This is a genomic window from Citrobacter braakii, assembly GCF_009648935.1.
Classification (GTDB): Bacteria; Pseudomonadota; Gammaproteobacteria; order Enterobacterales; family Enterobacteriaceae; genus Citrobacter; species Citrobacter braakii.
In genome coordinates this window covers 1,039,852-1,061,238 of sequence record NZ_CP045771.1, presented here as the reverse complement: position 1 = coordinate 1,061,238, position 21,387 = coordinate 1,039,852, and the positions used below count along the sequence as shown (strand labels likewise).

Sequence of the window (21,387 nt, the reverse complement as noted above, 5' to 3'; positions counted from 1 at the left end):
CAATTATTCTTCTATATCTTTAAGGAACTCCACAGAAAAAAACGGCTTTGGCGCAACAGGTGGGGGGATTGCTGAAATCTTTATCCGGCCTCCCCCCCACAAAAAATAAAGCCGCCGATCGGTTAATCAGCGGCTTTCTGTCACCTGCAGTTACGTCAGAAGTTATATTTCACGCCCAGCATACCGCGGGTATCGCTGTAGCCTTTATCGCCGACCTGTTGGGCCACGTTGCTCCACACGTTGAGCCGCGGAGTGATTTGGCCTTCAACACCGACTTTCAGCTCGCCAATGTTCTTGGTGCCACGCATGTCGTTGCTCACATCGTCCATCTTCACGCGAGTCGTCTGCGTGTTGTGGATCCAGTTGGCTTCAACAAACGGCTGGAACTCACGAGATTTACCGTCGTCGATGGCGTTGTGACCGTTGATAAAGGCTTTTACCCCCAGACGGGTCATCATGTTGCCATCGGTGTTGTCCTTCACGCGGGTACCGTTCGCTTCACGGTGGCTGTCGGCCTGCACGTCCATCCACACCACCTGAGCTTTCGGTTGCAGCCAATAGCTGTTGCGCTCGTTTTCACCCAGTTTGAAGCTGTAACCGGCTTCAACAGAAGCGGTGATCCCGCTGGATTTATATTTCTCCGTCGCCTGCTCCTGACCCATCACCTTGTTATCAAACCAGTTGTACAGCATCCAGGTGTCTACGTAAGTGCCGGTCTTGTCAGCGTCATTGGCATACCAGGTGCCGTACAGTCCCACGCTGTAACCGGTGACCTGACCACGTGAATGGTAGCCGGTCAGACTGGACTGCGTGCGGTTCTGGCTGTTGGCATAACCAGCCATCGCACCGAGGTGCCAGCGGTCGAGGCCATCGCTGCTCCACTGCGCCAGGTCACCGCCTAACTGCAAGACATAGCTGTTGCTTTGGGTTTTCAACTGCCCGCTACCGTCTTTGAAGCGGGTATGTGCCCCGACGTTACGCATCCACAGACTGGTGACTTTTTTCTCGCCCCTCAGCATATCGACGTACTGCGTTTCCCCCAGACGATCGTGGAGTCGGGTCATGAACAGCGTGTTAGCAGCGTAGTTGTTCGCCAGATAACTGCCTGCTTCCGGGCGGTACTGCTGCTCAGTGACAGGGGGCGCAACAGGTTCTTCCGGCTCAGGGATAATCGGGTCGACAGGATCGACCGGGTCCGGGTCAACAGGACCTGGGTCAATAGGGTCAACCGGGTCCGGGTCAACGGGATCTGGGTCAATAGGGTCAACCGGGTCCGGATCGACGGGGTCCGGCTCTTCCGGATCCGGCGGAGCAGGAATAAAGCTGGTCAGATACCAGTTGCTGCCCTTTTGCACCACGTTATAGTCGTACGCACCGGCAACAATACGGCCCGCTTTCTCAAAAGTACCGTCAGAATTACCGGCCACTTCGATGATCTCAATACCTTCAACGGTTTGCGCCCCAGTTCCGCCGATATTGTTCACCGCCACAAACGCGTTACCCGCGGTGTTGCCGAGCACTTTCAGCTTGTCGGTTTCGGAGGCATCGTCATTCAGGACGGTATTGAAAACGAGTTTTCCGCCGTTGCCGGTAAAATCTTCATTGATAGTAAGCGTCTGCCACGGTTCGCCGTCAGCATGCCCAAAGTTCACCACTGACCCGCCGTTCAGCGTCAGGTCAGTGAGCGTTGAGCTGTTGGTCATGTTCCAGGTCGCATCGCTCATTTGCAGCGAGATAACCCCCGTCCCGGCAGTGGCGCTGGTGACGTATGACGCCCCACTCCACAACGAGTTGTCGGTCATATTGAGGTTGATGGTACTGTTTTGCTGCGGCTGGGTGTTGTTTGCGGCAGTAGCACCGGCTGCGTGAAGATCGCCGTCGATAAGGAAACGCCCGCCAGCAGAACCGTCGACGATACCGCCCGTTTCTGTACTGATGGCATAACTTTCATTGCTGTGATTGCCCGCCATGGTAATGGCGGCGCCACCTGCCAGGTTTATCGTACCGCGTGAAATCGCATACAGGCCGCGTGGCGCTTTGCTGTATGACACCGCTTTCGCCGAATTGTTGACGTTGATCGTTGCGTTTTCGCCGAGATTCACGGTTGCATTAGTGGAATAAACCGCATGTGCGCTGGCTCCGCTCACCGAAATAGTGGCGTTATTGCCCAGTTCCGTTTTGGAAGATGAGGCGGCATAAATCCCCGTCGAGGAAGCACCCGACGTCTCGATGGTGGCGTCATTGCCAAGGCGGATTGAGGACCCGCTCTGCCCGGTGCGGAGACCTTCTGAGCTGCTACCGGTCGTCACAATGTGTGCCCGGTCGCCGACGATAATCGTATTTTTAGCCAGCGTTTCGTCTCTCATCGCGTTTGCCGTGATGCCACGCCCCTGGTTACCGGTGGTTTGAATATACAGATCGTCGCCGACGTAAATGTTGGCCGAGCCTTTCCAACCCTGCCCACCATTATAGGCGTTGTAACCGGCGTTAATACCATCACCATCCTGGCCGTCCACATAAATACTGGTGCGATCCCCGGTGATAATAAAGACTGGATTATCCGGCGTATTAGCCCCGTGCGTGCGGATACCGTCAACATCTTTACCATTATTAGCGGCATTCTTTGACTGTGTGCGAATCGTCAGGTCGTCACCGAAAATAACGCCCGGGCTACCCGTTGCGCTGTTCTGAATAACGGTAACAGAGTGTTCAAAAGCTTCAGCCCCGGGCCCATTGAGCGTTAACCCATGACCAAAAACGGGAATGGTACCGGCACTCCACTGATAAACATAATTCGGCGTTGCGCTTTTTTTTTCGAAACTGGCATTCGCCTGCGCAGGAAATAAAGCCTGCAACTCCGGCGAAAGACTGCTCACCAATCCACTGGCAGGAAGACTATCAATATCAATCCAGGCCGCGTGGGTTGAAAATACCATTGACGTTAACGCGGTTGATACCGCTATCGCAATGCGTGAGTAATGCTTAGGTTTTTTCATAATAGCCTCCTGCTTTCGGGCGTAGGGCGTCCACCACATCGCAAAGATGTGAAAATAGTAAAAATCAAAAATGCGTTATAAAATATTCGACAGTATTTGATGAATGCTATGGCCTAATTTATCTTCAAGCCTGAGCTTGTAGACATATATTTTCTTAATATCTATATTATCTATTTTTGTAATTTGCTGAATACTTTTCCCTGACACAAATCGCTTCAGTAATATCATTTCTGTATAGTTGAGTGAGCGTCCGCGTTTACTGTTCGCAAGGTGGCCGGTAAATAATCGGCGAATTTTCTGATGCTGAACTTCATCATCATCATCGGAATATATAATCCCTTGTATTTTATTGCTTTTCGACAGCCAGTAGTTGGCTAACGGCGCGAGATTCCTGTCCGCTATCAACACAATATACATACCGCTGTAGGCCAGCCGGTCAACCCATTGCGGATCGGCGAACAGGCGCAGGTTTGGGAAGGAAAAGTCCACAAAAATAAACCCACGCGACAAATGATTTTGATTATTAAGGAGAAGTTTTTCAATAATTCCTTTTTGCAGAAAACTATTTCCCTCTGGCCAGATCGCAAAAGTGGCTCGGTGACAGTAGCTGGCGCGTACCACAGTATCCGGAAATAATTGACAGGATAATTCACAGCTTATGCAACGAACACTCTGTGATGGTGATCTCTTCATCAAAAATGACTCCTGTTATTTTTCCATAAATATTTCATTGGTAAATAAATGTGTCAATCCGACACGTGTGACATTCCTTGTCAGTTAATAACAGTGACACCTAAAAAATGTAATAAACTCCTGATATGTTATTATGTATAGGCTATAAGTAATGCGATTGCGCTAAGCTTTTTTCTGCTTTATCTCAGAATAACAGTCTGGGTATTAGGAATTTTATGCATAAATCCAAATCCCAGAATAAAAATTAAAAAAGCACTATTTGATAAAAATTAACCAATGAAAGGGGCTCTTATTAATTACACAATCCTGATAACTCAATCCCCCTTGAAGTGCTGTTGATAAATATAATGAGAATTCAGATAAAACTGTAATGAATTCTCATTATTTAACATTAGTTAATACTCACCTAAGAATTTACACACATAACACATTGTATTTAAAGTGTTTTTAATCCTTAAGTGAAATTCTTATCTTCGATCACGTACAAAGAGTGAGGCATATTCACAATTTGGATGTAAAATTTAAGGTATGTGTAGGCACACGCGGTGATACGTTATAGTTACTGAGGGCTGGGCAATTGTACCTTATCAATCAGTTGGTCGAATTTAATCCTGACAGCAAAAGTCTGGTCAATCGTCAGACCGGGCGCGCAATACAACTTCAGCTCCCAGCTTCGCTTTGCTTTCTCTATTTAATTACTCACGCAAGTGACATTGTTTCGCAGAACACATTGATAAAAGTGGGTTGGGGTGAGAGAAATAATGTGACCACAACCAACACATTTTACCAGGCTATTCTGACGCTACGTAACGCGCTGGCGGATGTGGGTCTGCCACGTGATACGGTGAAAACTATTTCTCGACGCGGACTCAGATTAAATGAAAATACGCAGGTAGAGGCGATAACGCATCCTCAGAGTGAAGTTTTCCAGTCACCGCTAATAGAGGAATACGCGCCCCCAAAGATAATTCCTCCCGCGGCACAACAAACGACGCGGGTCCCCTGGTGGAATATTATATTTAGCGCTGGCATCGTTATTGCCACATTGATTATCTGGCTGGTGTGGTATCAGACACGTCCTGTTATGCCGTTTAGTAAATTCATTTCTGTTTCTATGCAGGTCCCATCTCGGCAAAACTGTAAAATTTATTACTCACTGAATGATCACGATCAGGAAAATTATTTCAATCTGATGCAACTGCACCCTTCTCTCTGTGAAAACAACAAGCATGTTTTCCTTTCCGGCTACCGTAAAGCGGAGAGGATCGTGGCATTTGTTTGTGATAAAGATGCACGGGTAGATGCGCACGCGTTTTGTACTACCCATTATTACTGGATGCGCGGGCAATGAAAAAAATACACCACCTTATTTTAATCGTAATCGGCGTGGCGACATTGCTCGGCTCAGGCGGATGGCTATGGCATTCACGCTATGCCGAAAAGCAGCTAAATTGCGTTGGAAATGTCGAATGGAATATTGGCAGCAACCGCTTTGCTGGTACGGTTTCATTTCGGATGTACAAAGATGCAGGGCTAGCGACCATTACCGGAAAACTGTACGGACGTAATACCTCAGACATTAGCAGGAACATCTATTTCAGTTATACCCGGCAGCACGAAGCCCGAGTGCTACAGGCAATGCAGGTGGTCAAAACCTTCGCTGATAGCGCCGATGAAGCTGATATTAACAACACATTACCCGGATTTTACCGTCAAAGCGGACGAAACCTGAGCCTGGTTATGGAGGAGTATAAGGGCGCATGGATTTTTGCCAGCTCAAATGTCCCCTCGCTGTATTGCCGCAAAAGGTAACGTCATATCCGGAGACAAAAAGCACGCCCCCTTCAATAGAATTCATATTTGCCATCATCGACTTACGCGACATGGGTCACTGAATCCACTCATATCCCATTGCTATTCTTCATCCCGAATCAGGAAACATCCTGAATACCACGATATCCATTGCGCAATAATTAAGCGAAATGGGCGTTTTATTTTGCCCAGAAGACTTCAACCTACGGATGGATATTTGGAGAAGACGTGGACAGGGGCGTTTATCTCTCTCGCGAGCAATGTCTGAGCGTTCAGGCGTTATCGCATTTCAGGAAACGGTGTGTTTCCGGTGTATTTTTGGCGTACATATGAGGGATACGTAATGTTTACTTTTAAAAAGTGCCTGATTGCACTTTCTATAAATTTGGCCGTTGTTTCATCAGGTTTTGCTTGTACGACCCTATTGGTCGGTAATGAAGCATCAGCGGACGGCTCCATGCTGGTAGCCCGTAGCGCTGACAGCGATGCCCTGAAAGCGCAGCATTTTGTCATTCATCCGGCCAAGCAGAATCAGACCGGGATATACAGCACCAAAGCACATAATGGCGCGAATGACTTTACCTGGCCGCTACCCAAAAACTCTCTGCGTTATACCACCGTTCCAAACTGGAAAACCCAACTGCACGGCGCGACCGGATTTAACGAATTGGGCGTTGGCGTGAGCGGTACAGAATCTATTTTTGCCTCAGCAAAAGCGCTGGCTGCCGACCCCTACGTTGAAGATAAAGGGATCACCGAAGATGATATCCCGGATATTCTGTTGTCCCAGAGCAAAACCGCGCGTGAAGCCGTGGCGTTACTGGGTCATATCGTTGAGACCGTCGGCGCTGGGGAAGGTTTTGGCGTGGCCGTCGTCGACGATAACGAAATCTGGTACCTGGAAACCGGCAGCGGTCACCAGTGGATGGCGCAGCGCCTGCCGAATAACCAGTATTTTGCCACCGGTAATCAGGGCCGCTTACAGGATTACGACCCTAAAAACCCGGACATGATGGCGTCAAAAAACCTGATTCAATTTGCGACCGAAAAAGGTCTGTACGAACCGGCAAAAGATGGCAAATTCAACTTCTCCAAAGCATATACCCGTGATGATGAGCGTGACCGCACGTATAACGATCCTCGCGTATGGACCATCCAGAAAGAGTTCAATCCTTCCGTAAATCAGGATATGGCCAAAGGGCGCGAATTCCCGGTGTTCATGACGCCAGAGAAGAAGATGACGCTGGATGATGTGAAGGCCGTGCTGCGTAACCATTACGAAGGCACCAGCCATGACCCGTACACCAACGGTCTGAACGGCAAAGAGCCATGGCGTCCGGTTAGCGTCTTCCGCACCTATGAAGCGCACGTGATGCAGGTCCGTCCGTGGTTGCCAAAAGAGATTGGTGAAACGACCTACATTGGTCTGGGTATGGCCGACCTCACCGCGTTTGTTCCGTACTACAGCGGCCTGAAAGCGTATCCGGCAAACTATACGATGGGCACCGATAAAGCGGACGATCAGTCCATTTACTGGAAATACCGTAAGTTACAGACGCTGACGATGACCGATTATCCGAAGCTCGCGCCAATCGTCAAAAAAGCCTACAAAGCATGGGAAGATAAAGTGGCGAAGGAGCAAAAAGAGGTCGAAGCAAAATATCTGAAGATGGCAAAAACCGATAAACCTGCCGCAGATAAGATGCTCAATGACTTCAACTTGCGCATCATGGCCGATGCCGAGAAGCTGACGGAAGATCTGACTAATCAGCTCTTTACCATCCGCACTAAAGACATTCAGTCTGATATCTTCTTTGCAAACGCTGCGAAAAAAGACTGAGTAACGGCACGATGACATGCTGGCGCAAAGTAAGCTTCAAAACTTTGCGCCAGTAGTACGGCTTACATTTCCTTCCGCGGCAGTTGATCGACAGCCAGGCTTCTTAGATGCAAATTGGCCCAGCAGGCTGCCTGTGTTCGGTTATTCACAGATATCTTTTTAAATATATTATAAATATGCGTTCTCACTGTATTTTCACTAATAAAAAATGCGTTAGCAATTTCTACATTAGACGCACCTTTCGACAACTCAGTTAAAATTTCATATTCTCTTTCGGTTAAAATTCCGTAGTCACTATCTGATGGCGTGAGGTTTACATACTCTGGCGGCGGTGACAGTGAGCGTGGTGGACGGGAGGTTTTAAGCCCCTCTTTAAGGAGTTCTAACAAATATTCTGTAGAGCAATTATTTGGTACGATCGACTCAAAATTTGGCCATAGCATGCTCTCATAGAGTGGGAGCGACCGCAGGCAGTTAATAATATAAACGCGCAAACTATATGCGCTGTCATTGAGTAATTTTGACCAGACATTTTTTAATTTACGGCTTGATGCCTGTATATCATAGAGGATGATACTTCCCTCAACGATAAATGACATGTCTGGTCTGCTAATGTTAACAAAATCAACCAAGATATCGTTTTGCTTATTGAGATAATCCAGCAAGAGTTGCGTCTGTATTGATTGGTTACTAATGAGTATTATCTTACTGTCCATGTTAAGCATATCTAGCCTTCATTCAAATGATGATTGACAATATTCCTTATCGTTATTGCATGCCAAGCCAATAACAAGTCACTACTTAAGATTAAAGATAATCTGATTGAATTATAAGAATTTAGCTAATTGTGCAATTCGATCATTCGCTTTTTCCGAGCGCAGGATTCGATTTTTCTTTATAGCATTTAAAGAAGTATCACAATACAAACATAACATATTGTATTCCAAGTGTTTTTATTTCACCTTTGAGTTGAGGACTATCTCAATCACAATCTGCTTATAGATAATAATAATTCATTAATACTCATAGTTAATGATCATTATTAATATTATAGGATGAGTGAAATACGTCCAATCTACGATGTACAACAATAATTTATCTAACATAATTGATAGCGGGCGACAGCCTTACAGGGCGCAAGAAAAAAGGAGCCCAGACAATGTTACTGATAATAGGGACGATCTATCTCTAAATGAGGAGTACATTATGAGTAAACTATCCATTATAAGTTTAATTAGCTGTGCCATCGCAATTCCTTCCGCTATGGCAGATTTTGGACATGGCCCCAACAGGGATCAAAAAGGCGTTGTTAATTTTTCCGGTCATGTTTATTCCAATTCGTGCATAATTGAAGCCGGTGATAAAGATAAACAGGTAAAATTAAACCCAGTTCTCAATACATTAGTTAGCAAATTACATGCAACGCAACTCCAGCAATTCAGTATTAAAGTGAAGGGTTGTTATATTAATGAAAAAATAGTTCCCAAATTAGCCTGGAATGTTAATTCCCCTCTAACTCATGATGGATATCTCAAAAATACGACAAGGGGTGGAGCCCAAAACGTAGCGCTAGTCCTTAAGGATAATCGTGAAAAAAATATTAACCTGAGGAATAAGAATGACCGATTTGAACCTGAGAAAGATTATCTCCTACATGGCAATGATAGCCCGACTTTAACTTATAAATTCAGCGTGGGTTACATTATACCACGTGAAAATAGTGGTTCATCATATGTTCAACCGGGACCGGTAAGCGCTCAGGCAAACTATAGCATTACTTATCTCTAAATACACAATGCTATAGCTGCCTTGCGCTATAGCATTTATTTTAATAGAGGCTTCATGAAAATTTTCATTTATTTATTAGCTCTATTTGCTCTCTCTACCGCACATGCAAATAATATCATTGTCAATGGCACCCGATTTATTTACTCTGAAGATTCCGCAGAGATCACGATACAAATGACGAATACGGGAAACTATCCATCGTTGGCCCAGGTATGGTTGGATGAGGGAAATCCAGAAAAGTTACCGGAAGAAATTTCCACTCCATTTATTATTTCTCCACCCATTGCCCGCGTTGACGCAGGCAATGGGCAATCACTCAGAATAAAAAAAGCCGTTGATAAAAATATTGTCGCCACCGACCGTGAGTCTATGTGGTGGCTTAACATACTGGATATTCCTTCCGTGGATAAGAATAGCGTCACGGACAATTCAGCTGTGCTCAATTTAGCCATTCGCTCACGCTTTAAGTTTTTCTGGCGACCCAGTGGGTTAGGTGACCGTCAAAACGCGGAAAATAAGGTAAAAATTATTGCTAACCAACGAGACATAACGCTGGTAAACCCCACCCCCTTCTTCATCACGGTTGCGGATATTGTGACGTCATCAGGCCATGGACTCATAAACGAAGGGGTCATGGTCGCCCCGAAAAGCAGAACGACTATCAATACAAAACAACAAGTCAGCCAGGGTGAATCGGTTGTTTTACAAGCAATCAGCGATTACGGCGGAATTGTGGAACACAAAACAACCATTAATTAATAAAAAGGGATAAAAAGGAATTAGTAATGGGTTTATGTAAAAGGATCCTCACCATACCCTGTTTCATTTTTTTTCATGGTTCATTATTTTCCGTTGGAGCTCACGCAGAAGACAGCACTCGCTACGAGTTCGATAACGCCATCTTAATGGGCAATGCTTCACTTAACGATTTGCAGTCCTTTAATGCCGCAGGCTTATTGCCTGGGACATATATCGTAGATATTTATATTAATGATAACTGGCGTGGACGTCGTGAACTCTTATTCAAAAAAGATAATCACGGCGATTTAGTTAGCTGTTATTCAGAAGCATTTCTCAAAGGCGTGGGCATTAACCCAGAAAAAATGAATCAAACGCTGGCCGCTCACCCTTCACGCTGCGGCAGCATTGCCGATTGGGACACCAGCGGGAAAGCAACGGAGAGACTCAACACCAGCCAGCTTGAGCTGCGCATCACCATCCCGCAGGCTTATGTTGATAATATCGAAAACAATTATGTCCAACCTGAACTCTGGCAACCAGGGGCGCCGGCGATTAATTTCAGCTATAACGCCGATTACTACAGCACCCAGCAACGTGGTAACGATCGTTCAAGTACGGACAGCGCCTGGGTGGGAATGGATATCCGAAGCTCTGCTGGAGGGTGGCTAATTGAACATTTTGGTAGCCAAAATTGGGACAGCAAAATAGGTAGCCATTACGCCAATAATCGCACGACGCTAAAACGGCCCATCACTCGTTGGAAATCCATGTTAAGCGCTGGCAAGTTCTATACTGACAGCCAGATGTTCGACAGTATGGCTATTCTCGGAGTGGGATTGGCTTCTGAGGATTTAATGCGCCCGGATAGCACGCTGAACTGGGCGCCGATTATTCGCGGCGTAGCTGAGACCAACGCCCGTATTACCGTCACCCAGGATGGTCAAACCATTCATCAGTCCTCGGTTCCGGCTGGGCCATTCTCGATTGATTCCGTGTTGCCCGCGAATACTGGCGGCGAGTTGCTGGTCACGATTCAGGAATCAGACGGGCGTATCCGCCGCTTTACCGTTCCATACTCTTCGGTACCACAGCTACTAAAACCCGGCATTTCGCGCTATGGCATCACTCTCGGCACCGTCGATGAAGATAATTATGATGAAGATCCGTTTTTAGCCCAGGCCTACTGGCAGTATGGCCTGAACAACTATTTAACGTTGTATACCGGCGCCTCTGGATTCGAGCGCTATCAGTCAGCCCTCATCGGTAGCGGTCTGAACACCCAACTCGGCGCATTCGCCCTTGATATCACCCAATCGCGCCTGAAGCTTGAGGACAATCGTCAACAAGGACAACAGTATCGTCTGACATGGAATAGCACCCTACCCTGGTCGGCAACCGCGCTCTGGCTGGAAGCAAAATACAGTTCACATCACTTTTACGGTCAACGCGATGCCCTGGATGCCCTGGATGCACAGGCATTCGTCAGCCAATATTTCTCGTCACGAGAGAAGCTGTCGTTTAGCGCCAGTATTAATCAGCCGTTATCCGATACCTGGGGCTCATTCTATTTATCTGGCTCTCTTAAGAAGTTCTGGGATCAGCAGGATAATTATCGCCAGTATGCCGTGGGATACACCAATGCCTGGGGCAACCTGACCTGGAGTATATCCGCCCAGCGTTTCTGGAATGAGGATCAACAGGGTTCGGTCATCAAAGATGACCAAATCATGCTCTCATTCAGCTATTTCCTGCCCCGGGATAACGCCGGTTTTACGCAGATCTCCTCTGATAGCTACAGCAATAACGGCAAAGCCAGCAATACACGCCTCGGCTTCACGACCTCGACTGATGAGGAAAACAATATCGTTTGGGGAGCCAATACCGGCTATCTCCGCGGCGGTAGTGTGGAATGGGGAGCAAACGGCATGGTGCGTACGCCTTATACCTCGCTGAACGGGACGTGGAGTCAGAGTAACTCATGGCACCAGGTAAGCGGTGGAATGAGTGGCATGCTGGTTGGGCACGCGGGGGGAATAACCTTCTCGCCAGAGCGCTCAGATACCGTCGCGCTGGTCTATGCGCCTGATGCGCATGGCGCTCATCTTGAAGGCGTACCTGGAACCCGCTTCGATAAAAATGGCTACGCCATTCTGCCCTGGCTTCGTCCGTGGCGCGTGAATGACGTTACTATCGATCCAAAAGGTTCAACTGAAGGTCTGAACTTTACTAAAACCCAGGCCAAGATTGCGCCTTACGAAGGTAATGTCATTCCAGTCACCTTTGAAACGACGCTCAGAAAACAGAACATTATTTATCCCCGCCTGCAGGGTCAGCAGAGAATGCCATTCGGTGCCATCATCCGCGACAATGCCAATAATCATGTCGGCTACGTCGGACAAGGCGGTGCGCTTTATATTGATGAAACCACCTCACCAGAAGTGTTCGTTTCACTGGAAACAGGGAAATGCACGATCGTGTTAAAAAACCAGGAGGCCACATGTCGGTAATACGTACCGCTTTAATTCTGGGCTGTGCCTTGGGCATTCATCAGACAGCCAGTGCTGCATGTACCCTGACCACACAAAAGTTTATTTTGTCGCCGGAAATCGTTAAAGATAAGCAATCAATCCAGTCAGGGGGAGTTATTCAGACGCGCACGCTTTCGCTACAGAATATTCAGGCGTCAGGCTGTACTAACAACCAGCCTTTTTCCGCACAGATTATTGGCGATCGGTCCGCAATGAAACAACCCGGTATTATACGCAGCAATGTGAGTGGGATTGGCATTAAAGTCACCCTGGAAACCTCAACCGGACAAACGATCCAGTGGCCATCAACTTTCAGAGCGACGGCAGATGAATTCAGGAACAGCAAAATAAAGATTGAGCTGATCAAACTGGATGATCAGCTTGCGGCAGGAGCCGCTGCGGGTTCCATCAACCTGCAAATCAGAAGTGAGGCTCAATCGTTGCCCGTGGTGGATATCATTGTGCCGGCAAAATATATCACGATGCTCAACCGTTCATGCGCAATCAAAGGTAACCGCTCGATCAACGTCAAACTGCCCGATATAGCACTTGAGCAATTCAGAGGCTATGGAAGCACTGCGGGAAGAAAACCATTTACTATCGACCTTCTCTGTAAAAGTGATTTTACGACGCCTTCCCGGGTTATTCTAAGCTGGAGCGACACAGATAATGGTCACCGCAGTATTATCGGTGTACTAAAGAATATCCACCCCAAAGGCGCTGCTGGCATCGGCATTCAGGTGTTAGATCAACAACAACAGCCTGTTAAATTCAATACACCTTCATATATCAATTTAGCGCCTCAAGATAAAGGTAATCATTCCATCCCGTTTTATGCTCAGTATTATCAAACAGCTAACAATGTCAGTCCCGGCATTGTACGTTCAGTTTTGTATTTCAATGCTGAGTACCAATAATTAATCCTAATTTAGGCGTACTGCGAGGTCTTTGCTCCACGCAAGTGGAGCTTTTTTACATTACACATCTATCGGAATGTAATGTTCACAGGTGATTATTTTATTTTTAAGATCCTCTTGGTTATAATGGAATATTTCAATATCATAGCCTGCCTTTCTTTTTAATTTACTCTCCGGCAACATCTTAAAATAAATATATCTTGAATAGAGTGGATAGTCCTCTTTCTTGAATCTGAATGAAAAACAGGCATACGTTCCCGAAGGACACTCATAACGATTATAGGCATTGGGCGAATGATGACTTTTATTACCAATGATGCTTTTAACTTTCAACCGCATCATTGAGTTTGGATTAGACGAGAAATCAGTTAATGCCCACACATTTTGTTTTGAACTGGTAAGTTGCTCAAATATTAGATTTAATCGATGCAGATGTGAGTCACTGGCAGGCGGGATTGGTGTGTCATAATTGTACTGAAATCCATGCACGGTATCAGCAGGTAAGGTACGTAGTTGCAATTCGCCGACAACAATATCACTGCGCAGTACAAACGACATTAACGGCGAAAGATCCCAACTGGGATTTTTACGGTATTCTGTGGGGGTATAACCGGTTAGTTTTTTAAATTCACGGCAGAAAGATTGCTGAGAATCGAATCCTACCCGCACTGAAATATCGATAATATCCATATGAGTAAGGCGTAACAAGCTTGCTGCTTTGGTTATCCGTCGCCTACGAATATAAAGCCCCACAGGCATATTTATTCGCTGCTTTAAAATATTCTGTATATGTCTGCGACTGTATCCGGAAAACTGTGAAATGTCATCAATACCAATGCCTGAAACAAAATTATCTTCTATATAATACAATACATCATTTATAGTCTTTGACTTCAATGGCCCTCTCCTACCCCAATAAATAACGTAATAACAAAAAGCATCAATGCGTTTAACAATCAGGTAAAAAAATAGGCATGTATCGAGGCTATTATGTTTTATACCGTAGCGAAAGGCATCTCGTCAAATACCTTTTAATAAATATACAAGTCATTAAATCATCGACCACAAAATCCTTAACATAAATATTATAAACACTGCATTAGTTTAAGAAATAATATTTATCGAAGAAACTATACTCAATGAAACAATTATCACTAACTGATCGGCGTTCCGATCAGATTAATGCCAGCAACAGAGATTAGCTATTATTTATGCGTATGGCTATCGAATAATATTCCTGCGATTGAACACCTCACGGGAAAATGCCCAACGTGTCACACCGCGCCTTCACGGCGTCATGCAGCAGACGGACAGCCGTTGAAAGCTGCTTACGATGTGGGCAAATCATATTTAGCGGGGCTTTCTCGCCCAGGTAATCAGGCATCAGTAGCTGCAATCGTCCATCACGCACATCCTCGCTGACATCCAGCCACGACTTGTACGCGATGCCTTCTCCGGCAATCGCCAGCCGTCGGATTACTTCAGCATCGTCGCTCATAATGGTGCCGTTAACCTGCACACTGCTAACCTCGCCGTTATGCGTAAACGTCCAGCGATCGTGCAGGCGTCCGCGTAAGACGAAGGTCATGGCGTTGAGCTGTGTTAAATCATCCGGAGTTTGCGGCGCGCCGTTTTGCACAACCCATTCCGGTGATGCCACCAGCACGCGTCGGTTACCCGATGCGACAGGCAGCGCAATGTAAGATGCGTCTTCGGTGTTGCCATAGCGAAACGCCACATCGACGGGGTCTTTAAAGACATCCGTCACCTGGTCGGAGAAAAAAATCCGCAGGCGCAGCGCGGGATAGCGGCGTCGAAACGACTGAAAGACCGGCAGCAGTAGGTTCCGACCGAGATCGGAAGGTACGGCGATTTGCAGCGTGCCTGAAACTTCATCATCCGGGGTCTGAATTTTTTGCAGTCCGGCATGCATCACGTCCAGCATCTGGCGGGCATAGGGTAGCCAGACCTCACCTTCCGGCGTCAGGCGCAGACTGCGCGTGGAGCGGGCAAACAAGCGGATAGCCAGCGTAGATTCCAGGCGCTTAATAGCAGAACTGACCTGAGCAGGCTGAACGCCGACTTCGCGTGCGGCATCGCTAAAACTATTCAGCGCCGCGGCGCGGACAAACAACGTGAGATCTTCAAGCCGGAACATTTTCACTCCCCGAGTATAAGTCCTGTCGCCGAAGGGCTATTTTTCCCGTTCTGCTACCGGTTTACCATCGAATTATTCAACAGATAGAAGGTTTATTAACCGGAGAGATTATGAAAGCCATCGCTATTACCCGCGCCGCAACCGACGGCAGTAACATTGAATTTTTACAAGAGATTGACCTGCCCATGCCCGTCGCCTCCGGGCACGATCTGCTGGTTGAAGTGAAGTCCATTTCCGTCAACCCCGTTGATACCAAGGTCCGCGAAGGTTTTAACGCTGATGTGCCCCGCGTGCTGGGTTGGGACGCCGTTGGCGTGGTGAAGTCCGTGGGTGAAGCAGTCACCCTGTTCGCTCCTGGCGATGAAGTCTGGTATGCCGGTGCGCTGGGTCGTGCTGGCAGTAACAGTGAATTTCAGCTGGTTGATGAACGTATTACCGCGCTGAAGCCGCAATCGCTGGACAACGCTTCTGCTGCGGCACTGCCGCTGACCGCCATCACCGCCTGGGAAATGCTGTTCGACCGCCTGGGCGTTGAGGAAAATGGCAATGAAAATGATGTGTTATTGATTGTTGGCGCTGCTGGCGGCGTCGGTTCTATCCTGACGCAACTGGCCAGTAAGCTGACCAAAATGACTGTCATCGGTACCGCTTCACGTCCACAGAGCCAGAAATGGGTACGTGAAGCAGGCGCTCATCATGTGATTGACCACAGCAAGCCGCTGATGGAAGAGCTGGCTCGGATTGGCATTAAAGAGGTGACGCACGTTGCCAGCCTGAACAATACCGAGCAGCACTACCCGCAAATTATTGCCGCCCTGGCGCCGCAGGGCAAACTGGCGCTGATTGACGATCCGCAAACCCTCGATGCACGTCCACTGAAGGCCAAAAGCATTTCGCTGCACTGGGAATTTATGTTTACCCGTTCGATGTTTACCACCCACGACATCATTGCGCAGCATCAGCTATTAACCCGCGTGGCACAGTTGATCGATGACAACACCATTCGCACCACGCTGGGCGAGCATTTTGGCGCAATCAACGCGGCGAATCTGCAAAAAGCGCACGCGCAAATTGAAACCGGTCGTTCAGTCGGCAAGATTGTGCTGGAGGGGTTTTAACATGTCTGATTCAGAGGTGATTTCAATTATTGCGGTACTGAAAGCCAGACCGGGGAAAATCGACGCACTAAAACAGGCGCTGCAGGCTCTGCTGCTGCCCACGCGCCAGGAGCCGGGCAATATTGAGTATGCCCTGTTCCAGTTGCGCGACACACCGGATGTCTTCTACGTTCGTGAATCCTGGCGCGGTCAGGCCGGTCTGGACGAGCATATCGCCCTGCCCCATTTCCAGACGTTTATTCTACAAATGAACGAGCTGCTGGCCGAACCGCTACGACTGGATTATCTGACGCCGATTACGCCGTAAGATAACTGCAGAAGCCCCCTGCGGTGTGGGGGGCTGTGCCCGTCATGTCTCACTCGCTTCGCTATCTCTGCTATGATGCCTGCACACAAATAAAACAAAACAACATGCAGAGGGAAAGATGAGTTCCACCAGAAGAGGGATGATGAACGTCCTGATTGCCGCCGTATTATGGGGAAGTTCAGGCGTTTGCGCGCAGTACATCATGGAACAAAGCCAGATGTCGTCGCAGTTTCTGACCATGACGCGCCTGATTTTCGCGGGGCTCATTCTGCTGATGCTCTCTTTCGTTCACGGCGACAACGTATTCTCCATTATCAAAAACCGCAAGGACGCCATCAGCCTGCTGATTTTTTCCGTGGTCGGGGCACTCACCGTACAGCTAACCTTCCTGCTGACCATCGAAAAATCCAACGCCGCCACCGCGACGGTGCTGCAATTTTTGTCACCGACCATTATCGTGGCGTGGTTCTCCGTGGTGCGCAAAGCGCGGCCGGGGATTTTAGTGCTGACGGCGATCTTCACCTCACTCATCGGTACCTTCTTACTGGTTACCCACGGTAATCCGACGTCGTTATCTATCTCAGCTGCCGCGCTGTTTTGGGGAATAGCCTCGGCGTTTGCCGCCGCGTTCTATACCACCTACCCCTCAACGCTCATCGCGCGCTACGGCACATTACCGGTCGTCGGCTGGAGTATGTTAATCGGTGGAATGATCCTACTGCCGTTCTATGCCGGGCAGGGAACTCATTTCGTGGTGAATGGCAGTTTGGTTCTGGCGTTTTTCTATCTGGTGGTCATCGGCACGTCACTCACGTTTAGCCTGTACCTGAAAGGCGCGCAGATGATTGGCGGACCGAAAGCGAGCATTTTAAGCTGCGCGGAACCGTTGAGCAGTGCGTTGCTGTCCCTGCTGCTGTTAGGCATCACCTTTACCCTGCCAGACTGGCTGGGTACGCTTTTGATCCTCTCATCGGTCGTGCTTATCTCAATGGACTCACGTCGCCGCGCCAGAGCGGTTTAACCCCAACCGGCGCGGCAACGGGTGACGATTACCAGCCCGGAACTGCGCCGCCGTTAAAGATAGTTTCTGCCGCCTTCGCCACTTCCGGTGACTGATAAGATTGCAGGAATTCTTTCACATTCTCGGCATCTTTATTGTCTTCTCGCGCCACCAGGATGTTCACGTACGGTGAATTTTTGTCTTCGATAAATACGCTGTCATGTACCGGAGAAAGCCCGGTTTGCTGGATGTAGGTGGTACTGATAATCGCCACATCCACTTTTTGATCGTCCAGCACACGCGGTAGCTGTGCCCCTTCCAGTTCCATAATTTTCAGATGCCGCGGATTATCCGTAATATCCAGCGCCGTTGGCAGCAGGCCGGTATCCGCTTTCAGCGTGATTAACTTCTCTTTTTGTAGCAGCAACAGCGCCCGCCCAAGGTTGGTTGGATCGTTAGGTATCGCAATCGTCGCACCGTCTTTTAGTTCAGCAACGGTTTTGATTTTCTTCGAATAACCCGCCATCGGGAACACAAAGGTATTGCCCACCGCTACCAGCTTATAGCCGTGCGCTTTATTATCTTGTTCAAGGAACGGACGATGCTGGAAGACGTTGGCATCCAGCTCACCATGATTAGTGGCATCGTTGGGCAGCAGCGAACCGCTAAACCCCACCAACTCCACCTCCAGGCCATATTTTTCTTTAGCGACTTTCTTCGCGACTTCCGCCACATCCTGCTCTGCGCCGTTAATCACGCCCACTTTAATATGCTTTGCATCATTGTTCTGCTGATCGCATCCTGCCAGCAATAATCCCGCCAGTAATAACGCCGCCCCAGCCCCAAAATAAGGTATCTTCAGTTTCACGTTTTATCCTTTTGCAATAACTGCCTGATGAGTAATGAAATGACTATAGCGGGAAGGCCGCTGCGGTTTAAAAAACGAAAAAGCATCAGCAAGAAGAAAAAAGCATAATGCGAAAAGGAAAATTAATCGGAATGTGCCGTTAGCTCATCAAAGGAAAGCCCAGTAATAATTAGCACCAGTTCACGATCAATCCCCTTTTCAAGCATGGCTTGGGCTATCCGCAACGCTTCTTCCTGTTTGCCTTCAAGTAATCCCTTTTGCAGTCCTTCCGGTCATCAAAACGTTTTCGACAAATAATGGCGCGCGGAACCGGTTTCTGGAAAGTTATCGAGGGTCATTTGCAACTGATAGCCGTTTTTCTGATAAAACGGCAGCGCCTGGAAACTCATCGTGTCCACCAGCGCATGCAGGCATCCTCTCTCACGCGCCGTCTGTTCAGCGGCCTGCATCAACTTTGTGCCGTAACCGCCTTTACGCAGCGAGTCATGCATCCACAGGAAATCAATACACAGCCATTCGCCTTTGATTTTACCGATCAGCCCGCCCAGTATTTCATTGTGCTCATCGCGCCAGTACACCGCCAGGTCGCCAAAATTGGTGGTCCTCAGGAACTGGCGATTGTAGGCGCGCAGTCCAACAAGCAGAGCATTTTGATCGTCTTCAGTAATGGTATCTGTAATCTGTATTTGCATCCTATCCTCCTGAAAAACTAAAACTTCTGGCTGATTTTCTTTTTAGAAATTAACACAGGCTGATGAGTGAGGCGCATGCCGTCTACACTTACTCTTGAGATGATGCGCATCGACAACAAGGATTATTATCATGAAACAAGCCGTTTTACCGCTTATTGCCATTCTTTTCATGCTGCCGGGTTTGGCGCAGGCCGATTCGGCTTATGGCTCTCTACAGTCCGTTCATGAAAAAAACACTGTATTGAAGGACTTACGCAAGATTTGTACCCCGCAGGGGTCGCCATCGGATGAGGTGTGGGAAAAAACGATTATGGCTGATACCCGTAATCAGCAACACATCCGCGAAGCCATTCTGGCAATACAAAGAAACAATCAGAACAACTACTGGGAAGCGTTGGGCAAAGTTGAATGCCCGGATTTGTAACTATCGCATTGAAAAACGAGTGCTGTAACCGGTTTCTGTTTTGCAAAATCGCCTATTGTGTAGGGAAATGAAACACATCAAGGAGCAAGATAATGCGATACCGTTTTCCCGAAAACTTTTGGTGGGGCAGTGCCTGCTCGGCGCTGCAAACCGAAGGGGATAGTCTGAACGGCGGCAAAAGCCAGACGACATGGGACGTGTGGTTCGACCGCCAGCCTGGGCGTTTCCATCAGGGGGTTGGCCCGGCGAACACCTCGACCTTTTATCAGCACTGGAAACAGGACATCGCACTGCTCAAACAGCTGAAGCACAACAGCTTCCGCACTTCAATCAGTTGGTCACGACTGATCCCGGACGGTACTGGCGACGTCAACCCGCAGGCAGTTGATTTCTATAACAACGTCATCGATGAGCTGCTGGCGCAAGGCATTACGCCATTTATCACCCTGTTCCACTTCGATATGCCGATGGTGATGCAGGAGAAAGGTGGCTGGGAAAACCGTGATGTGGTTGAGGCGTTTGGTCGCTACGCACAAACCTGTTTTACCTTGTTCGGCAATCGGGTGAAGCACTGGTTCACCTTTAACGAACCGATTGTCCCGGTAGAAGGCGGCTATCTGTATGACTTCCATTACCCTAATGTGGTGGATTTCAAACGCGCGGCCACCGTGGCGTATCACACCGTACTGGCGCATTCCACGGCGGTGCGCGCGTACCACGCCGGAAGTTATGACGGTGAAATCGGTGTGATCCTGAATTTAACGCCCTCTTATCCGCGCTCACAACACCCGGCAGATGTAAAAGCTGCGCACCATGCGGATCTGCTGTTTAACCGCAGCTTCCTTGACCCGGTGCTAAAAGGTGAATATCCGGCGGATCTGATAGCGCTGCTAAAAGAGTACGATCAACTCCCAGCATGTCAGCCAGGCGACAGTCAGCTCATCGCCGATGGCAAAATCGACCTGCTCGGTATTAATTATTATCAGCCGCGCCGCGTGAAATGTCGTGATACTGCCGTCAATCCTGACGCGCCGTTTATGCCGGAGTGGCTGTTTGATTATTACGAAATGCCGGGGCGTAAAATGAACCCTTACCGTGGCTGGGAAATTTACGAGCCAGGTATTTACGATATTATTACTAATCTGCGTGATAACTACGGCAACCCGCGCTGTTTTATTTCTGAAAACGGCATGGGAGTCGAAAATGAGCAACGTTTTATTCAGCAGGACCAAATCAACGACAGCTACCGTATTGAATTTGTTTCCGCGCATCTTAAATGGCTACATAAAGGCATTAGCGAAGGGTGTAATTGTCTTGGCTACCATATGTGGACCTTTATTGATAACTGGTCCTGGCTCAACGGATATAAAAACCGCTACGGTTTTGTCCAGTTAGATTTAGATACGCAAAAACGTACGGTGAAGAAAAGCGGCGAATGGTTTGCCCATACCGCCGAAAACAATGGTTTTGATTGATTCAGTCGTCAGATAACGGTGTTGCCTGAA

Annotated in this window: 19 protein-coding genes and 1 pseudogene; 12 read left to right on the top strand and 8 right to left on the bottom strand. The window is 48.0% G+C overall.

Features of this window, described 5'->3' with window-relative positions:
* Positions 1-155 precede the first annotated feature (155 nt).
* Entirely contained in the window at positions 156-2,996 is a 2,841-nt protein-coding gene (gene misL, locus GFC06_RS04865; protein ID WP_153689885.1) for an intestinal colonization autotransporter adhesin MisL, read from the bottom strand.
* 75 nt (positions 2,997-3,071) lie between these two features.
* A complete protein-coding gene (locus tag GFC06_RS04860) occupies positions 3,072-3,689 on the bottom strand; it encodes a helix-turn-helix transcriptional regulator (protein ID WP_046276006.1) in 618 nt (205 codons plus the stop codon).
* Between the two features lie 577 nt (positions 3,690-4,266).
* On the opposite strand from GFC06_RS04860, the gene GFC06_RS04855 reads away from it, so the two are divergent.
* The 3 genes from GFC06_RS04855 to GFC06_RS04845 all read left to right on the top strand — a co-directional run bounded on the left by GFC06_RS04855 (position 4,267) and on the right by GFC06_RS04845 (position 7,341).
* Positions 4,267-5,040, top strand: a complete 774-nt coding sequence (locus GFC06_RS04855) for a winged helix-turn-helix domain-containing protein (protein WP_049282829.1) — start codon at positions 4,267-4,269, stop codon at positions 5,038-5,040.
* Positions 5,037-5,501, top strand: coding sequence for a hypothetical protein (locus tag GFC06_RS04850; protein WP_016155024.1), 465 nt, complete (start codon positions 5,037-5,039; stop codon positions 5,499-5,501). Before GFC06_RS04855 ends, GFC06_RS04850 begins: the two co-directional genes overlap by 4 nt.
* 343 nt (positions 5,502-5,844) lie before the next feature.
* On the top strand, positions 5,845-7,341 hold the full coding sequence (locus GFC06_RS04845; protein ID WP_047498724.1) for a C69 family dipeptidase: 1,497 nt from the start codon (positions 5,845-5,847) through the stop codon (positions 7,339-7,341).
* 62 nt (positions 7,342-7,403) lie between these two features.
* Here GFC06_RS04845 and GFC06_RS04840 read toward each other — a convergent pair whose 3' ends face one another.
* On the bottom strand, positions 7,404-8,066 hold the full coding sequence (locus GFC06_RS04840; RefSeq protein ID WP_047498727.1) for a LuxR C-terminal-related transcriptional regulator: 663 nt from the start codon (positions 8,064-8,066) through the stop codon (positions 7,404-7,406).
* Positions 8,067-8,547: 481 nt separating this feature from the next.
* On the opposite strand from GFC06_RS04840, the gene GFC06_RS04835 reads away from it, so the two are divergent.
* Genes GFC06_RS04835 through GFC06_RS04820 form a run of 4 tightly spaced genes read left to right on the top strand, consistent with a single transcriptional unit; the run spans position 8,548 to position 13,315 of the window.
* Positions 8,548-9,129 (top strand): fimbrial protein, encoded by a 582-nt coding sequence (locus GFC06_RS04835; protein ID WP_046274747.1) that lies wholly within the window; start codon positions 8,548-8,550, stop codon positions 9,127-9,129.
* 54 nt (positions 9,130-9,183) lie between these two features.
* On the top strand, positions 9,184-9,888 hold the full coding sequence (locus tag GFC06_RS04830) for a fimbrial biogenesis chaperone (protein ID WP_153689884.1): 705 nt from the start codon (positions 9,184-9,186) through the stop codon (positions 9,886-9,888).
* Positions 9,889-9,914: 26 nt separating this feature from the next.
* Positions 9,915-12,377, top strand: a complete 2,463-nt coding sequence (locus GFC06_RS04825; protein ID WP_153689883.1) for a fimbria/pilus outer membrane usher protein — start codon at positions 9,915-9,917, stop codon at positions 12,375-12,377.
* Positions 12,368-13,315, top strand: coding sequence for a fimbrial protein (locus GFC06_RS04820; protein ID WP_153689882.1), 948 nt, complete (start codon positions 12,368-12,370; stop codon positions 13,313-13,315). Before GFC06_RS04825 ends, GFC06_RS04820 begins: the two co-directional genes overlap by 10 nt.
* A 60-nt stretch (positions 13,316-13,375) precedes the next feature.
* Here the strand turns inward: GFC06_RS04820 and GFC06_RS04815 are convergent, their stop codons facing one another.
* Entirely contained in the window at positions 13,376-14,212 is an 837-nt protein-coding gene (locus tag GFC06_RS04815) for a helix-turn-helix domain-containing protein (protein ID WP_046275320.1), read from the bottom strand.
* A gap of 355 nt (positions 14,213-14,567) precedes the next feature.
* On the bottom strand, positions 14,568-15,473 hold the full coding sequence (locus GFC06_RS04810) for a LysR family transcriptional regulator (RefSeq protein ID WP_153689881.1): 906 nt from the start codon (positions 15,471-15,473) through the stop codon (positions 14,568-14,570).
* Between the two features lie 110 nt (positions 15,474-15,583).
* On the opposite strand from GFC06_RS04810, the gene GFC06_RS04805 reads away from it, so the two are divergent.
* The 3 genes from GFC06_RS04805 to GFC06_RS04795 all read left to right on the top strand — a co-directional run bounded on the left by GFC06_RS04805 (position 15,584) and on the right by GFC06_RS04795 (position 17,919).
* Positions 15,584-16,591, top strand: coding sequence for a zinc-binding alcohol dehydrogenase family protein (locus GFC06_RS04805; protein ID WP_153689880.1), 1,008 nt, complete (start codon positions 15,584-15,586; stop codon positions 16,589-16,591).
* Position 16,592: 1 nt separating this feature from the next.
* Positions 16,593-16,898, top strand: a complete 306-nt coding sequence (locus tag GFC06_RS04800; protein WP_016157793.1) for a putative quinol monooxygenase — start codon at positions 16,593-16,595, stop codon at positions 16,896-16,898.
* A gap of 118 nt (positions 16,899-17,016) precedes the next feature.
* Positions 17,017-17,919 carry a carboxylate/amino acid/amine transporter gene (locus GFC06_RS04795; RefSeq protein WP_153689879.1) on the top strand — a complete coding sequence of 301 codons (903 nt, stop codon included), beginning with the start codon at positions 17,017-17,019 and terminating at the stop codon, positions 17,917-17,919.
* Positions 17,920-17,947: 28 nt separating this feature from the next.
* Here GFC06_RS04795 and nlpA read toward each other — a convergent pair whose 3' ends face one another.
* The 3 genes and pseudogenes from nlpA to GFC06_RS04785 form a co-directional block, all read right to left on the bottom strand.
* Positions 17,948-18,766 carry a lipoprotein NlpA gene (gene nlpA, locus GFC06_RS04790; protein WP_016157795.1) on the bottom strand — a complete coding sequence of 273 codons (819 nt, stop codon included), beginning with the start codon at positions 18,764-18,766 and terminating at the stop codon, positions 17,948-17,950.
* 122 nt (positions 18,767-18,888) lie between these two features.
* Positions 18,889-19,035 (bottom strand): annotated as a pseudogene (locus GFC06_RS23330) (ISNCY family transposase); the annotation flags it as partial.
* Between the two features lie 6 nt (positions 19,036-19,041).
* Entirely contained in the window at positions 19,042-19,458 is a 417-nt protein-coding gene (locus GFC06_RS04785; protein WP_016155037.1) for a GNAT family N-acetyltransferase, read from the bottom strand.
* 130 nt (positions 19,459-19,588) lie between these two features.
* On the opposite strand from GFC06_RS04785, the gene GFC06_RS04780 reads away from it, so the two are divergent.
* A complete protein-coding gene (locus GFC06_RS04780) occupies positions 19,589-19,882 on the top strand; it encodes a YicS family protein (RefSeq protein ID WP_019078023.1) in 294 nt (97 codons plus the stop codon).
* A gap of 92 nt (positions 19,883-19,974) precedes the next feature.
* Positions 19,975-21,357, top strand: coding sequence for a glycoside hydrolase family 1 protein (locus GFC06_RS04775; protein ID WP_047415720.1), 1,383 nt, complete (start codon positions 19,975-19,977; stop codon positions 21,355-21,357).
* Positions 21,358-21,387 lie beyond the last annotated feature (30 nt).